The 15,075-nt window shown below is 67.9% G+C and carries 12 protein-coding genes; 4 read left to right on the top strand and 8 right to left on the bottom strand.

The features are described from left to right. Positions 1 to 29: 29 nt before the first annotated feature. Entirely contained in the window at positions 30 to 1,463 is a 1,434-nt protein-coding gene (locus tag HLH34_RS13060) for a pyridoxal phosphate-dependent decarboxylase family protein (protein WP_183120024.1), read from the bottom strand. Positions 1,464 to 1,580: 117 nt separating this feature from the next. Here HLH34_RS13060 and HLH34_RS13055 point away from each other — a divergent pair, with 117 nt between their 5' ends. Then, entirely contained in the window at positions 1,581 to 2,378 is a 798-nt protein-coding gene (locus HLH34_RS13055; RefSeq protein WP_183120023.1) for an alpha/beta fold hydrolase, read from the top strand. Between the two features lie 13 nt (positions 2,379 to 2,391). On the opposite strand, the gene HLH34_RS13050 is transcribed toward HLH34_RS13055, so the two are convergent. Beyond that, on the bottom strand, positions 2,392 to 3,387 hold the full coding sequence (locus HLH34_RS13050; RefSeq protein ID WP_183120022.1) for a bile acid:sodium symporter family protein: 996 nt from the start codon (positions 3,385 to 3,387) through the stop codon (positions 2,392 to 2,394). A gap of 140 nt (positions 3,388 to 3,527) precedes the next feature. On the opposite strand from HLH34_RS13050, the gene HLH34_RS13045 reads away from it, so the two are divergent. After that, positions 3,528 to 4,451, top strand: coding sequence for a hypothetical protein (locus tag HLH34_RS13045; RefSeq protein WP_183120021.1), 924 nt, complete (start codon positions 3,528 to 3,530; stop codon positions 4,449 to 4,451). Positions 4,452 to 4,471: 20 nt separating this feature from the next. Here HLH34_RS13045 and HLH34_RS13040 read toward each other — a convergent pair whose 3' ends face one another. From HLH34_RS13040 to HLH34_RS13030, 3 genes are read right to left on the bottom strand one after another with little or no spacing between them, the layout of a single operon-like run. After that, positions 4,472 to 5,266, bottom strand: a complete 795-nt coding sequence (locus HLH34_RS13040) for an SDR family NAD(P)-dependent oxidoreductase (RefSeq protein WP_183120020.1) — start codon at positions 5,264 to 5,266, stop codon at positions 4,472 to 4,474. A gap of 28 nt (positions 5,267 to 5,294) precedes the next feature. Beyond that, on the bottom strand, positions 5,295 to 8,768 hold the full coding sequence (mfd, locus tag HLH34_RS13035) for a transcription-repair coupling factor (protein ID WP_183120019.1): 3,474 nt from the start codon (positions 8,766 to 8,768) through the stop codon (positions 5,295 to 5,297). Next, positions 8,765 to 9,076 carry an FAD assembly factor SdhE gene (locus HLH34_RS13030; protein ID WP_183120018.1) on the bottom strand — a complete coding sequence of 104 codons (312 nt, stop codon included), beginning with the start codon at positions 9,074 to 9,076 and terminating at the stop codon, positions 8,765 to 8,767. Before HLH34_RS13030 ends, mfd begins: the two co-directional genes overlap by 4 nt. A 116-nt stretch (positions 9,077 to 9,192) precedes the next feature. Here HLH34_RS13030 and recG point away from each other — a divergent pair, with 116 nt between their 5' ends. Then, entirely contained in the window at positions 9,193 to 11,307 is a 2,115-nt protein-coding gene (gene recG, locus HLH34_RS13025; protein WP_183120017.1) for an ATP-dependent DNA helicase RecG, read from the top strand. Between the two features lie 60 nt (positions 11,308 to 11,367). Here the strand turns inward: recG and HLH34_RS13020 are convergent, their stop codons facing one another. Beyond that, complete coding sequence (locus HLH34_RS13020) at positions 11,368 to 12,360, bottom strand: lipid A deacylase LpxR family protein (protein WP_240161851.1); 993 nt, start codon at positions 12,358 to 12,360, stop codon at positions 11,368 to 11,370. Positions 12,361 to 12,746: 386 nt separating this feature from the next. Between HLH34_RS13020 and HLH34_RS19660 the strand changes: the two genes are divergently transcribed. Continuing rightward, positions 12,747 to 13,418 carry a cold-shock protein gene (locus tag HLH34_RS19660; protein ID WP_183120015.1) on the top strand — a complete coding sequence of 224 codons (672 nt, stop codon included), beginning with the start codon at positions 12,747 to 12,749 and terminating at the stop codon, positions 13,416 to 13,418. Between the two features lie 208 nt (positions 13,419 to 13,626). Here HLH34_RS19660 and smpB read toward each other — a convergent pair whose 3' ends face one another. Further along, a complete protein-coding gene (gene smpB, locus HLH34_RS13010; protein WP_183120014.1) occupies positions 13,627 to 14,118 on the bottom strand; it encodes an SsrA-binding protein SmpB in 492 nt (163 codons plus the stop codon). 4 nt (positions 14,119 to 14,122) lie between these two features. Beyond that, positions 14,123 to 15,016, bottom strand: a complete 894-nt coding sequence (gene dapA, locus HLH34_RS13005) for a 4-hydroxy-tetrahydrodipicolinate synthase (protein WP_183120013.1) — start codon at positions 15,014 to 15,016, stop codon at positions 14,123 to 14,125. Between the last annotated feature and the right edge of the window lie 59 nt (positions 15,017 to 15,075).

Here is a 15,075-nt window from a genome sequence, read left to right as displayed (position 1 = left end):
TCGGGCAACGCCCGACCTGTCCTGCGGGCCTAGATCGCCTCGTGCCGCAGCCCGGTCAGGCGCAGCACTTCATCCACCATCCGGTCGACATCTCCCGGCACGGTCCTGTGGTTGACGATCGCGGCACGGATCGCCTTCACCCCGCCGACCATGGTGGTCGATGGTGCGGCGACACCGGATTCATGCAGATCCTTGACCAGTTCGCCGTTCAGCGCGTCCAGGTCCGTACCTGCCACGCGAACCCGGAAGCAGACGATGTTCAGAGTGACCGGGGCCAGCAGTTCCAGCATGGGTTCGCGTTCCACCCGCTCGGCAAGGTGACGCGCCACGGCGCAGCAGGCATCGACCATGCGCCCCATGCGGGCCGTGCCGTAGGTGCCCAGCGTCATCCAGACCTTCAAGGCGCGAAAGCCACGCGACAGGTCGGGCCCCAGGTCGCAGAACCATGGCGCGTTTCCCGCCAGGCCCCGGTCCTCGCGCGACAGATAGGCCAGGGACTGTGCGAAGGCCGCCGCCTGCCGCCCCGGTTCGCGCACCAGGATGCAGCCGGCGTCGTAGGGCACCTGCGCCCATTTATGGAAATCGAACGCCACGCTGTCGGCACGTTCCAGCCCACACAGGGCCGGGCGCAGGTCCGGCGACAGCATGGCCAGCGCGCCGAAGGCGCCGTCGACGTGAAACCACAGCCCATCCCGCCGGGCGATGTCGGCGATCCCGTCCAGATCGTCGATCGCGCCGGTATCGACGGTTCCGGCCGTGCCGATCACGATGAACGGTTCGGCCCCGCTGTCGCGGTCCGACCGGATCGCGGCGCGTAGCGCGGGCAGGTCCATGCGATGACGATCGTCCACGGGGATGATCCGCAGGGCGTCGGTCCCCAGCCCGGCAAGGTCGAACGCGCGGGCGATGCAGCCATGGGCGGTGGCGGCGGCATATCCGACCAGCCGGCGTCCACCGACTCCCGTCCGGCGCAGCGCCTGTCCGTCGGGTGTGGCCCGGCTGGCGGTGATGACGGCGATCATGTTCGCCATCGACGACCCCGTGACCAGCAGGCCGGAGCAGTCCGGGGGGAAGCCCAGCATGTCGGCGGCCCAGCGGATCACCTCGCGCTCAACTTCGATCGGCGCATGGTCGCGGCCGCCGCAATTCGCGTTCAGGCCGCCGGCCAGCAGTTCGGCCAGCATGCCGACCGCAGTACCACCCCCATGCACCCACCCCATGAAGCCGGGATGGGTGTTGCCGGTGGCATAGGGCGCGATCAGGTCGCTGAAACGATCGTACAGGGCCTCGGGCGGGGTCGGCTCGACCGGCAGGCCGGTCCGCAGCGCCGCGCGGGCGGCGTCGGGCATGGGGCGCCAGACTGGCCGGTCCCGCTGCGTCGCCAGCCGGTCGATCATGTCGTCCAGCATCCGGTGCCCCAGGCCCCGCAGTTCGTCCCAGTTCTCGGGGTCCAGTCCGGTCATGCGCTCCCGCCATCCTTTTGCCTGAGTGACAGGCTATGCGATCCGGGCGACGCACCCGGTTCTGTCCATTGTCGGATAATGCCCTTATAATCGGCCCGTGTCTTTTGTGGATCTTCCATGTTTTTTGGCCAACTCGAACTGACGGAACTGGCGTGGGGCACCACCCGCTGCCGCGCGCGGATCGGCGGCAGCGGCCCCCTGCTGGTGCTGCTGCACGGACGGATGCAGAGCCACGCCGCATGGCATGAGGTGGCGCCCCTGCTGGCCGCCACGCACACGGTGGTCTGTCCCGACCTGCCCTCGGACAGCGATTTCGCCGCCCAGGCGCGCCATCTGCTGGCCCTGGCCACCGCGCTGGGGCACCAGACCCTGTCCATCGCGGGGCACGGTACGGGTGGGCATGTCGGCGCCTATGCCGCCGCCGCCGCGCCCGACCGGATCAGCCGCCTGGCGGAAATCGAATGCATCCCCTCGCCCGGCCATCACGGCCGTGCCGATCTGGCGTTCGAACTCTCGCGCTATCAGGCGTGCTGGTTCGCCCAGCTTCATCCCAAGCCGGAATCAACGACGGTTGCGATTCCCGACGAATGGACGCAGCCGGACGGTGATGCGCCGGGGCCGTTCAACCCCTCGGCGGTGGCGGACTATCTGGAGGCCTCCCCAGGGCAGGCCCCGGGAAGCACGGGACATTCCCACTTTCCGCCCTATCCGGGCACCATGCGGATCCAGTGCCCGGTGCTGGTGGTGTGGTCGCGCCATGGCCGGATCGGCGGCTGGTACGATCCCTGCGATCTCTGGCGTCCCTATATGGGCGGCAGCGTGACGGGCCTGGAACTGGACTGCGGCTACTACGTCCCCGAGGAGGCGCCGCAGGCCCTGGCCGGCGCATTGGCCGGCTTCTTCGGACCGGCCTGACCGCGCGCCGGGCCTATCGCGACGTCAGCGGGGGCGTGGCGCGACCCGCGCTTCCGGCCGCGTCCTGCGCCGCCGCGTAGCGCCGTGCCAGCATCGCGCAGACGAAAAGCTGGATCTGGTGGTAGATCATCAGGGGCAGCACCACCAGGCCGACGGTGCTCGGTGCGAACAGCACGTTGGCCATCGGCACGCCCGATGCCAGCGTCTTTTTCGACCCGCAGAAGACGATGGCGATCTCGTCATCCTTGGGAAAGCCCAGCACGCGGCTGCCCAGCGTGGTCGCCAGCAGCACCAGTGCCAGCAGGACGCCGTCGACGACCAGCACCAGGCCGATCTGCGACAGCGGCAGCGTGTGCCACAGGCCCTGGACCACGGCCTCGCTGAACGCGGTGTAGACCACGATCAGGATCGATCCGCGGTCGCTCATCGACAGCAGCTTCTTGTTGCGGTGCGCCCACGCCCCCAGCCAGGGCTGGAGCACCTGCCCCAGGATGAAGGGCAGCAGCAACTGCGTCATGATCGCCAGCACGCCGCCATGCCCGGCCGAGGCGCCATGCCGGGCAAGCACCAGCCCCGTCAGCACCGGGGTGATGAAAATTCCGACGATATTGGATGTGGTGGCCGCGCAGACCGCCGCCGGGACATTGCCACGGGCGATGGAGGTGAACGCGATGGACGACTGCACGGTGGACGGCAGGCAGCACAGAAACAGGATGCCCAGCCAGACCGAAGGTTCCAGCAGGTTGGGGAACAGCGCGTGCAGTCCCAGCCCCAGCACGGGAAACACGGCGAACGTGCACAGCAGTATCGCCAGATGCAGCCGCCAGTTCACGATGCCGCCCAGCACCGCGTCGCGCGACAGGCGGGCGCCCTGCATGAAGAACATCAGCGCGATGACCGCGATCGCCAGATCCTGGAATACCGGCACGGCGGCGCCATGACACGGCACGATCGTTGCCAGAATGACGGTGCAGATAAGGCTGAGCAGAAACGGATCCGGCTTGAGCATCGATGGGGGCCCCGGGGCAGTAGAAGAAAGCACGTTGGAACATCGGCTGGCCGACGGGCTATCGCCTCCGGGCCGCCATACTCTCATGCCAAATTGCCTTATGGACGCGGTCGCGTCACTGTCTGGCCGAGATGATGAAGATGCGAATCCTTTCCCCTGCCGTCGTTCTGGCCGCCGCCGTCGCGATATTTCCATCCGCCAGGGCCGCGCCGCTGCCGGCCGATTGCGCGGTCGCAGGGGCCGACAGCCCGGCGGGGGGCGGAAGCGCCGCCACGGCCCATGGCTATCGCCTGCGCTTTTCCGGCGGCATGGCGCCCCCTTCTCTTCACGCCGCCACCGTCAGTGTCAAGGGCGGCGAGGCTGCCACGCCCGGCCGCGATATCCTTGATGCGGCATCCGTGGTGCTGCTGGGGGCGCTGACCAACCACCATGCCCCGGGCTGCACGCCGGGCTATTTCGCCGACACCGTCCGTCCCGTCCTGCGCGGGCTGGGGGCAGACCGGTCCTACGACCTGGCCTGGTCCAACCCGACGATCGTCAATGGATCGACCCGGATTTCGTTCCGGGCCATCCATCTGCACCTGACGGGCGCCGGGCCGGACATGCCGGTGGTGGCCTCCCTCGATATTCAGGATGCAGCCACGGACGGTCAGGCCGACCTGTCATCCCTGCTGCCGCAGCAGGCACGTTCGGTCTTTTCGATTCCGGCCCGGTCCCTCGGCCCGCTTCTGGCGGCCATCAGTGGACGGCCGACACAGGGTGTCGCCGTGCCCGTCACCATTCGCAGCCTGTCGGCCCAGCGTTCGGACATGCGCCTGGATGGCAGCGGGTCGGCGGTCCTGACCGGCAATCCCGACGCCGCGTCGGCAAGCGGGCACATGAGCATGCGCAACCTGCCCGACCTGATCGCGGCCGTGCGCGCCATGGGCCAGACCCGCGTGGCCACCGCGCTGATCCTGGCCAATCTGGTGGGGCATCATGCCGATGCCGACGACACCTCGTGGGATGTGGCGTGGCAGGGAGGAATTTTGACCGTCAACCGGATCCCCCTGCCCCTGCGTTGAGTCTCCGGGGCTGAGTTCCCTCAGCCGGGGTGGCGCAGCAGCCCGCCCTCGACCCGCAACGTGGCCCCGGTCGTCGCCGACGCCTGCGGCGAACAGACATAGGCCACCATGCTGGCGATCTCCTCCGGCTCGGCCAGGCGGCGGATCAGCGAGGTCGGACGGTGCGCGGGGATGAACTCGGCCTCGATCTCGGCGACCGGACGGCCGCTCTCGCGGGCGGCGTGCTCGAACATCGCCATCACGCCCTCGGTCCGGGTCGGGCCGGGCAGGACCGAATTGACGGTGACCCCGGTGCCGGGAACGCTTTCCGCGAGTCCACGGGCGATGGCGACCTGGGCAGCCTTGCTGAAGCCGTACGCGATCATGTCCGCCGGAATGTTCAGCGCGGATTCGCTGGAGATGAAGACCACCCGCCCCCATTTTTCCTCCACCATCCCCGGCAGATAGTGGCGGGTCAGGCGGACGCCGCTCATGACGTTGACGTCGAAGAAATGCTGCCAGGTGGAATCGGGCGTCTGCAGAAATTCGACCTGCTCGAAGATGCCCAGATTATTGACCAGAATATCGGCCCGCGGCACCGCCTGGATGAAGGCGTCGACCCCCGCCTCGGTCCCCAGGTCGCCCGCGACCCCGCGCAGCCGCGCCGTCGGCACACGGGCGCGGACATGGGCCAGGGCCTCGTCCACCCGGTCCTGGCCGCGACCGTTCACGATGACTTCCGCCCCGGTTTCGGCCAGGGCCATCACGATGGCCAGCCCGATTCCCGCTGTCGAGCCCGTGACGATGGCCGTCCTGCCCGTCAGATCGATCTTCATGTCGCCTGTTCCTTTCGTGCTGTCGTCCTCAGGCCGCCTTCTCCTGGCCCGCCAGCCGGCCGAGAGTCAGCACCGTGTCCTTGGCCAGACGAATGCGCTGCGCGTTCGTCATCTCGCGCACCAGGGCCAGCTTGTGGTCCGGGCGCAGGCGGACATTGCCGTCCTTCTGCGTCGCGATCCACGTCACCAGCCCGCCCGGGTTGGCGAAATGATTGCCCCGGAACTGGATGACCATGCCCTTCGGCCCGGCTTCCAGCCGTTCCACACCGGCCTCGCGGCACAGTCGCTTGATCGCGACCACGTCCAGAAGGTTCCGGACCTCGTCCGGCAGGGTGCCGAAGCGATCAACCAGTTCGGCCTCCATCGCCTCGATTTCCGCGTCGCCCGCCAGGGCGGCGATCCGCCGATACAGGCCCAGCCGCACCGGCAGGTCGGTCACGTAGGTTTCGGGGATCAGGACAGGCAGGCCCAGGATGATGTTGGGCGTCCAGTCGCGGTCCTGGATCTTGCGGCGTCCCTTCTCGGCCCGCATCTCGGCGACCGCGTCTTCCAGCATCTGCTGGTAGAGTTCGATCCCGACCTCGCGGATATGTCCCGACTGCTCGTCACCCAGGAGGTTGCCCGCGCCGCGCAGGTCCAGATCGTGCGAGGCCAGGGTGAAGCCCGCGCCCAGCGTGTCCAGTGTCTGCATGACCTCCAGCCGCTTTTCGGCGGCGGCGGACAGGACATGGGTCTGCGGCCAGGTCAGATAGGCATAACCGCGCTGCTTGCCGCGCCCCACCCGGCCGCGCAACTGGTATAATTGCCCCAGCCCGAACATGTCGGCGCGATGGATGATCAGCGTATTCACCGCCGGCATGTCCAGCCCGCTCTCGACGATGTTGGTCGACAGCAGGATGTCGTATTTGCCGTCACTGAATTCGGTCATGACCCGTTCCAGGTCGGTCGGCGACAGGCGTCCGTGGGCCTGGACCATCCGGGCGTCCGGCACGATGTCGTGCAGACGGGTGGCCATCCGGTCCAGATCCTCGATCCGGGGCACGACGCAGAAGATCTGCCCGCCCCGGAACCGTTCGCGCTGGATCGCCTCGCGGATCACCACACTGTCGAACGGCATGATGAAGGTGCGTACCGCCAGGCGATCGGTCGGCGGGGTGGCGATCAGGCTCATTTCCCGCACCCCCGTCAGCGCCAGTTGCAAGGTACGGGGCAGCGGTGTCGCCGACAGGGTCAGGACGTGCACGTCCTCGCGCAGGGCCTTCAGCTTCTCCTTGTGGGCGACGCCGAAATGCTGCTCCTCGTCGATGATCAGCAGTTCCAGGTCGGCGAACTGCACCGTCTTGGCCAGCAGCGCATGGGTGCCGATGACGATGTTGACCGTCCCGTCGGTCAGGCCCTTGCGCACGGCGGTGGCGTCCTTGGCGGTGACCATGCGCGACAATTGCGCGACCGTGACCGGCAGGCCTGCGAACCGGGCCGAGAACGTACGGAAATGCTGGCGCGCCAGCAGGGTCGTCGGCACCACCACCGCCACCTGCGCGCCGGACATGGCGGCGACGAAGGCGGCGCGCAGCGCGACCTCGGTCTTGCCGAACCCCACGTCGCCACAGACCAGGCGGTCCATCGGGCGACCCGATCCCATGTCTTCCAGCACGTCGGCGATGGCGCGCGACTGGTCCTCGGTCTCGACGAAGGGGAAGCGGGCGCAGAATTCGTCCCACAGCCCTTCGGCGGGCGTCAGGCTGGGCGCCTCGCGCAGGGCCCGCAGGGCGGCGGTGCGGATCAGCTCGCCCGCCATGTCGCGGATGCGCTGCTTCATCCGGGCCTTGCGGCTCTGCCACGAGGCCCCGCCCAGCTTGTCCAGCGCCACCCCGGCCTGGTCCGAACCGAAGCGGCTCAGCAGTTCGATATTCTCGACCGGCAGGAACAGTTTTTCATTGCCGTCATAGACCAGGCGCAGGCAGTCGTGCGGCGCGCTGCCCACGCCGATCGTCTCCAGCCCGTCATAGCGGCCGATTCCGTAATCCTGATGGACGACCAGATCGCCCTCGGCGATTTCCGACGCCTCGGCAATGAACTGGTCGGCCTTCTTCCGGCGGCGGGGCGGACGCGATATCCGCTCGCCCAGCAGATCCTGCTCGGACACGAAGGCCAGGTTATCGGCGATGAATCCGCGTTCCAGCCCCATCGTCAGCAGGCCGATCGCCCCGGGCTTCAGGTCGCGGGCACGCGTCCAGCCCTCGTAGGTCTCGACCGCCATCCCATGTTCGCGCAGCAGCGTCGCGATCCGCTCGCGCGAGCCACGGCTCCAGGCCGTGACGTAGGTACGACGCCCGACCTCGGCCCACTGCCGCACCTGCGTCTCCAGCAGCGCGAACACGTTTTCCCGGGATTCGGTGCCGGTACCGCGTGCGAACAGAATGCCCGGCCTGCCCCCGGCATCGATGCCAGGGCCGTCGTCGGGGCGGGCGAAGGGGCTGAAGGCCATGACCGGGCGGCCGGACAGGATTCCATCCCAGCCCTTGCGGTCCAGATACATCAGGTGCGGCGGCAGGGGGCGGTAGGGCACCTCGCCCTCGCGCACCGGCTGGCGGCGGGCCTCGAAATGATCGGCGATCATCTCCAGCCGCGCGGTCAGCACGTCCTGCGCCTGATGCGCCAGAATGATCGACGCACCAGGCAGATAGTCGATCAGCGTTTCCAGATGCTCGTGGAACAGCGGCAGCCAATGCTCCAGCCCGGGATGGCGCCGCCCGTCGGACACATGCTGATAGATCGGATCGGCCGCTGCCGCCGGGCCGAACAGGTCGCGCCATCCGGTCCGGAAGCGCGACACGCAGGCCTGGTCCAGCGAGAAATCCGCCACCGGCCGCATGACGAACCGGTCCAGTCGTTCGGTGGATCGCTGGGTGGCGGGGTCGAAGCGGCGGATGTTCTCGACCTCGTCGCCGAACAGGTCCAGGCGCACAGGCTCGGCCTCGCCGGCGGGAAAAATGTCGAAGATGCCGCCCCGGGTCGCGAATTCGCCGGGCTCCATGACCGTATCGGTGCGGTTGTAGCCGTTGGCGACCAGCAATTCGACCAGGAAAGCCTGGTCCAGGCTTTCGCCGGCGGCAAGCGTCAGGGATTGGCCCTGGAACGCCGCGCGGGGGGCCACGCGCTGCACCAGTCCACCCACCGTGGTCAGGACCACCCGGGGCGCCGTCGTGGGCTCCAGAAGCCGGGTCAGGGTCGCCACGCGCTCGGCGACGATGGCGGGGTTGGGCGACACCCGGTCGTAAGGCAGACAGTCCCAGGCCGGAAAACGCAGGATTTCGGCGTTCGGGGCGACCAGGGCCAACTGGTCGCCGATCCGCGCCATTCCGGCATCGTCCCGCGCCACATGCAGGACGGGGCCGCCATGCTCGCCCAGACGGCGGGCCAGCAGGAAGGCGTCATAGCCGTCCGGCACGCCCCATATGGCGGCGATGGCGGGGGACGGCGATCCGGCCACCGCGGTCATCGCACTCCCCGGATCGCGGCCTGGCGGGCGGGGTCGTTCGCATCGGCGATGATGGCCCGCATCATCGGTCCATCCACTTCCGTCGGGACCGGACGGCGGCCGCTCAGCCAGTCGGCGAGGTCGGCATCCGGCAGGTCCATGACCGCCTCCAGCGCGTCCAGCTCGGCGTCGGTCATGCCGGCAAGGCGCGGGGCGACGAAGCCGCCGATCAGGATATCGGTCTCATGCGTGCCGCGATGGGTGGCGCGGTAATAGATCCGGCGGCGGCGCGGATCGAGGGTCGCGAGATCGGAAATATCGACAGCCATAGTACCCTGCCCAGATATGGTTTCGTTTTGTTCCCCGGCGTCGCTGTCCTATAGCCCTGCGACAGGGTTCTGTCAGCCCGGCTGGGGCATCAGGAAAGAAAGCGGACAAGGAACGCGTGTCGGGCATCATCCTTCAGGACGGCCGGGGGAACAACCTCGCCCCGCTGCTTGCCCCGCTTGGCAGCCTGCCGGGCGTGGGGCCGGCGGTCGCGCGGCTGCTGGCGCGGGCCGTGCGGGGCGAGCGGGTGATGGACCTGCTGTTCCATCTTCCGGAATCGGTCATCGACCGCCGCTACCGCCCCCTTCTGCGCGACGCGATTCCGGGGCGGATCTGCACGCTGGCGGTCACCGTCCGGCGGATTGACGCCCCCGCGCGGGGGACACGCCAGCCCTGGCGGGTGCAGGTGGCGGACGACAGCGGCGTGGCCGACCTGGTGTTCTTCTCGCCCTATCAGGCGCGGCAGATGGTCGTGGGTTCGGCCATCGCGGTGTCCGGTATGCTGGAGAAATTCGGTGACCGCCTGTCGATGGCCCATCCCGACCATATCGTCCCGCAGGACCGCGCCGACTCGATTCCCGCCCTGGAACCGGTCTGGCCGCTGACGGCGGGCCTGTTTCCCCGGCATGTGCGCGGGGCGTTGCACCAGGCGTTCCTGCGGTTTCCGGCGTTGCCGGAATGGTTGGACCCCGCGCTGGTGGCGCAACGGCAATGGCCGGATTTCGAAACGGCGCTGCGCCATCTGCATTGCCCGGCCGCCTTCGACGAACTGCTGCGCGATGACGCCTATACGGCCGCCGCCGAACGCGCGCGCCTGCGCCTGGCCTGTGACGAATTGCTGGCGGGGCAGATCGCGATGGTCGAGGCGCGGCGGCGCAACCGCAACCGGCCCGGCCGCGCGATCGCGGGAACCGGCATGTTGCGCAATACCGCCCTGGCGCGTTTCGGCCATGCCCCGACCGGCGCGCAGATCCGCGCGCTGCGCGATATCGACCAGGATCTGGCCGCCCCGAACCCGATGATGCGGTTGCTGCAGGGTGATGTCGGAGCGGGCAAGACACTGGTCGCGCTGATGGCGATGCTGGGCGTGGCGGAGGCCGGGCACCAGGCCGTGCTGATGGCGCCGACCGAGATCCTGGCGCGGCAGCATTACGCAACGTTCCAGAAACTGGCCCCGGTACCCGTGACCTTCCTCAGCGGCAGCATCAAGGGACGCGCCCGCAAGACGGTGCTGGAGGAGATCGCCCAAGGCACGGCCCCCCTGGTGATCGGCACCCACGCGCTGTTTCAGGACAAGGTGGTGTTCGACGACCTGGCGCTGGCCGTCATCGACGAACAGCATCGCTTCGGCGTCGAGCAACGCCTGCTGCTGGGCGAAAAGGGTCATCTGACCGACGTCCTGGTCATGACCGCCACCCCGATTCCCCGCACCTTGCTGCTGACCCAATGGGGGGAAATGCAGGTCAGCCGCCTGGACCAGAAACCGTCCGGACGGCAACCGGTGCGCACCTCGCTGCACGGCATGGCGTCCATTGCCGACCTGCTGGACGGCGTCAGTCGCGCGATCGGGCGGGGCGCGCGGATCTTCTGGGTCTGCCCGTTGGTCACCGAAAGCGAATCGGTGGACATCGCGGCGGCCGAGGCCCGCTTCGCCGCCCTGACCGAACGTTTCGGCCCCATCGTCGGCCTGGCGCACGGCCAGCAGGACATCGCGGTGCGCGAGGCCGCGATCGCCGATTTCGCGGCGGGGCGGACCCGCCTGCTGGTGGCGACGACGGTCATCGAGGTCGGGGTGGATATTCCGGCCGCCACGGTCATGGTCATCGAACATGCCGAGCGTTTCGGCCTGGCCCAGTTGCACCAGCTACGCGGGCGTGTCGGGCGCGGAGCCGACGAATCGTTCTGCCTGCTGCTGCATGATGACGGGCTGGGACAGACGGCGCGGCGCAGGCTGGCCCTGCTGCGCGATACCGACGACGGCTTCCTGATCGCGGATGAGGATTTCCGCCTGCGTGGCGGTGGTGACCTGACGGGCCGGCGCCAGTCCGGCCTGCCGGATCTGCGGCTGGCGACAGGCGCGCGCCTCGACCTGCTGGTCACGCTGGCGGCGCAGGACGCGGAACGGGTGGTGGCGCCGGACGGCCGGATCACCGGCCCTCGGCGCGATGCGCTGGCCGTACTGCTGGAATTGTTCGCCAGGAACGACGCGGCCCGCATCCTGCGGTCCGGATGACCCCACCGGCATGGGAGCGTGCCGCGAACGCTCCCGTCGCGGCACTGCCCGGCTGTCAGGTCAGAATTTCGCCGACAGCGCCAGCGATCCGTAGTTGAACAGGCCGCTGCGCTGCCCACGGAACTGCTGGGTCTGCCAGACCTGGCTGTAGGACAGGCGCATGCCGTGCCACATGATCGCCACACCGGCATGGATCTCGCCGACATCCCAGTTGACGGGCACATGCGGCGAATTGTTGCGCACGGTGTTGCCCTGCAACGTGGCGTCATACCCCACGGCGCTGCCCGTGACGTTGCCGAACGCGTACCAGGCAACGGGGCGTGTCAGGGTATAGGCATCCGTTCCATCGACGCCCGGCCCGATGGTCGGGGTACCGAAATCGCTGTTCAGCCCCTGCCCGATCCGAAACGTGTCGGCCACCGATCCGTAGATCCGGTAATCGCCCACCGCCGCCGAGGCCGCCGGCAGCATGTCCATCGAGATACCGAACACCTCGGCCAGCGGCAGGCGCCAAGTGCGGCCCATCTGGACCTGGAAGATCGGCTGGTTCTGCAACTGATGGTTCCAGCCCAGATTCTTGGTATCGCCGATCGCGCCATGGAAACCGTTCTGCAACTGCCGCCCGAGGCCCGCAGGGCCCATGACGCCGAACTGGATACCGAACACCGTCCGCGACAGATCCGTGTCGTTGATCAGGTTGACGGTGCCCAGCAGCAGGCTGGAATAGGGACGGTCGTGCGGCTGGGCCAGCGGGGTCTGGGTATTCTGCGGCGTGAAGATCAGCTGCTGGACGCCCAGGCTGATGCGGGTGACGCCGCGGCCCATGATGGCGTGGTTGATCGTCTCGATCGGCGCGGGCTGGTTGTCGGTGCCCGATGTCCAGTTCAGGCGCAGGCCGCTGGTATAATTCTGGTCCGACGTGCCCTTGAGGGTGCTGACCGCGTCGTTCTCGCCCTGAAGGGTCCAGGTGCCGTACGGATCCTGCAACGGCGTCGCGCCGGCCGGGGCTGCCCATGTCGCCAGGCCGCCGAAACCCGCCGCCAGCGCGCCCATCCGCAGCAGCCGGTCGGTCATTGTCGAAATCCTCGGCTGACTCATGGGCTCCTGGCTCCTAAAGATCTGTTTTGACCTCTCTAAATCGTTCGGCCTTTCCGAGAAAGCCCGGAACGGACATCGTGAACGCAGAGCTGACATAATTCTTGTGCTCACGAACCGGTCAGCGAGGCCAAATCATGATGGAACCCGGGGCGGCCTATATGCTTATCTATATCGGACACCGGCGCTTTCGTGCTAGGGTCCGCGCGGAACAGGATGCTTTCCGGCCCGGTCGTCCGTCACGGCAGGGACATGGGGACAGGACGCCTTGTTCCGTAAAAAGTTTTTCATCCGGTGGTTTCCTGGGACAGGGACCCGCCATCTAGACCTCGGGATTACGACCGTTGAGAAGTAACAGGACCGACCGCAGCCCCCGCTCCCCGCGCCGCGGCGGATTTGATGACGATTTCATGCCGTCGCCTTCGTTTGGCGATCGCGGCGGCGCACCTCGTCGTCCGATGGGGAGCAGCCCTTCTCAGGTCCTCGCCTCGGGGCCGGAAATTGGTGCATCCGTCAAGTGGTTCAACGGCGAAAAGGGCTTCGGCTTCGTCGAGCTGGCCGATGGTTCGGGGGATGTGTTCCTCCACGCCAACGCGCTGACGCAGAGCGGCCATGACTCCGTGTCCCCCGGCACGACTCTGGTTGTGCGGATCGGCCAGGGCCCCAAGGGCCGCCAGGTCGCCGCCGTCGTTTCGGTGGACGAGAGCACGGCCCAGCCGGAACGTCCCCGTGGTTTCGGCGCCCCGCGTGCCCCCGGTGGCTTCGGCGGCGCCCGTCCGTCGCGCCCCGCCCCTGACCTGTCGCATGCGCAGGAGATGCGCGGCGTGGTCAAGTGGTACAACGCCACCAAGGGCTTCGGCTTCATCACGCCGGAAACCGGCGGCAAGGACATCTTCGTCCATGCATCCGCTCTGGAGCGTTCGGGCCTGACGGGCCTGACCGAGGGCCAGACGGCGAACGTTCAGGTCGTTCAGGGCCAGAAGGGCCCCGAGGCCGCGTCCGTCAGCGTCGACTGACACACCCCGGTTTACCGGTGAATACAGGACAGGGCCGCTCTCGGGCGGCCCTGTCTGCGTTTGGAGGAACCGCCCGCGCCGGGTCCATATCCGACCGACAAAAGTCGGGCTTTGCCCGAACCCACCAGGGCCTGAGGCCCTGGACCCCGATCCTGGATGGGCGATGCCCTTTGGCGGGGTTCAGGGCAACGCCCTGATGCGGGCCTCTTTAATCGCCCCTGCCCTTGTTCCGCATCAGCCGCGCCTTGTCGCGCTGCCAGTCGCGATCGGCGATCGCCTGCCGCTTGTCCGCTTTCTTGCGGCCCTCGCCGATGCCCAGCGTCACCTTGGCCAAGCCACGCGCGTTGAAATGGATGTCCAGCGGTACCAGCGTGACACCCTCACGCGCCACGGCCCCCAGCAGCTTGTCTACCTGTTTGCCGTGCAGCAACAGCTTGCGCGGCGCGCGCGTCTCGAAGCGCGACAGGACGCCGCCCTGATATTCGGGGATATAGCTGTTGAACAGCCAGATCTCGCCGTCCCGATCGCCGGCATAGGCCTCGTTGATCGTGGCCCTGCCCAGCCGCAGGCTCTTGACCTCGGGGCCTTTCAGCACCAGCCCGGCCTCGATCGTCTCCAGGATCGTATAGTTGAAACGGCCCTTGCGGTTCTGGGCCGCAATCCCGGTCGAGATCATGCCGCTCTTGCGTTTTTCGGCCATGACCCTAGTCCAGCAGGCCGACAAGCTGCAGGGCGTTCCGCACCCGTGCGCGCGACTCCTCGGCCAGAGGCGCCAGAGGCAGGCGGCAGGTCTCGTTGGCCAGACCCAGCAGGCTTGCCGCATATTTCACCGGGCCGGGGCTGCTTTCGCAGAACAGCGCATCATGCAGCGGCAGCAGCCGGTCCTGGATCGCCATTGCCTCCGCCACCCGTCCATCCTGCCAGGCAAGCTGCATTTCCGCGCAGAGGCGCGGCGCGACGTTGGAGGTGACGCTGATGCAGCCGTCGCCGCCGGCCGCCAGGAACGACACCGCCGTACCGTCTTCGCCGGACAGTTGGTTGAACGGCTTGTGCCCGATCGCCTGGCGAACCTGAAGCGGGCGCAGCAGATTGGCCGTGGCGTCCTTGATGCCCACGATATTGGCATGCCGGGCCAGCCGCGCGATGGTGTCGACCGTGATCTCGATCACCGAACGCCCGGGAATGTTATACAGGACCAGCGGCAGGTCCGTCGCGTCGGCGACCGCCATGAAATGGCGGTACAGCCCTTCCTGCGTCGGCTTGTTGTAATAGGGGGTCACGACCAGAACCGCATCCGCCCCGACCTGCTTCGCGTGCCGCGCCATGCCCACGGCCTCGGCGGTGCTGTTCGAGCCGGCGCCGGCGATCACCGGGACGCGCCCGGCCACGGTCTCGACCGTGTATTCGACCACGCGCGCATGTTCGTCATGCGTCAGGGTCGGGCTTTCGCCCGTCGTGCCGACGGGAACCACGCCCGACGATCCCTCTTTGACCTGCCAGTCGACAAATCGGCCGAATGCCGGGAGATCCAGCGATCCGTCATCGTTCATCGGCGTAATCAGGGCGGTGAGGGAACCCTTGAACATGGTCGTTTCCATTTGATGTCGTACGTTCTGAAAAATGCGCCGTCCATCCGTTGCCCGATGCAGCGGAATGA

The sequence above is a fragment of the Gluconacetobacter azotocaptans genome (assembly GCF_014174355.1).
GTDB lineage: Bacteria > Pseudomonadota > Alphaproteobacteria > Acetobacterales > Acetobacteraceae > Gluconacetobacter > Gluconacetobacter azotocaptans.
Note: the sequence above shows the minus strand (reverse complement) of the source record. Positions and strands in the feature narration are given on the sequence as shown.

Excerpts from the sequence above, each read along its gene's own strand:
- HLH34_RS13060 (WP_183120024.1), bottom strand. The coding sequence starts at position 1,463 with ATGACCGGACTGGACCCCGAGAACTGGGACGAACTGCGGGGCCTGGGG.
- HLH34_RS13055 (WP_183120023.1), top strand. The coding sequence starts at position 1,581 with ATGTTTTTTGGCCAACTCGAACTGACGGAACTGGCGTGGGGCACCACC.
- HLH34_RS13050 (WP_183120022.1), bottom strand. The coding sequence starts at position 3,387 with ATGCTCAAGCCGGATCCGTTTCTGCTCAGCCTTATCTGCACCGTCATT.
- HLH34_RS13045 (WP_183120021.1), top strand. The coding sequence starts at position 3,528 with ATGCGAATCCTTTCCCCTGCCGTCGTTCTGGCCGCCGCCGTCGCGATA.
- HLH34_RS13040 (WP_183120020.1), bottom strand. The coding sequence starts at position 5,266 with ATGAAGATCGATCTGACGGGCAGGACGGCCATCGTCACGGGCTCGACA.
- mfd (WP_183120019.1), bottom strand. The coding sequence starts at position 8,768 with ATGACCGCGGTGGCCGGATCGCCGTCCCCCGCCATCGCCGCCATATGG.
- HLH34_RS13030 (WP_183120018.1), bottom strand. The coding sequence starts at position 9,076 with ATGGCTGTCGATATTTCCGATCTCGCGACCCTCGATCCGCGCCGCCGC.
- HLH34_RS13020 (WP_240161851.1), bottom strand. The coding sequence starts at position 12,360 with ATGGGCGCGCTGGCGGCGGGTTTCGGCGGCCTGGCGACATGGGCAGCC.
- smpB (WP_183120014.1), bottom strand. The coding sequence starts at position 14,118 with ATGGCCGAAAAACGCAAGAGCGGCATGATCTCGACCGGGATTGCGGCC.
- dapA (WP_183120013.1), bottom strand. The coding sequence starts at position 15,016 with ATGGAAACGACCATGTTCAAGGGTTCCCTCACCGCCCTGATTACGCCG.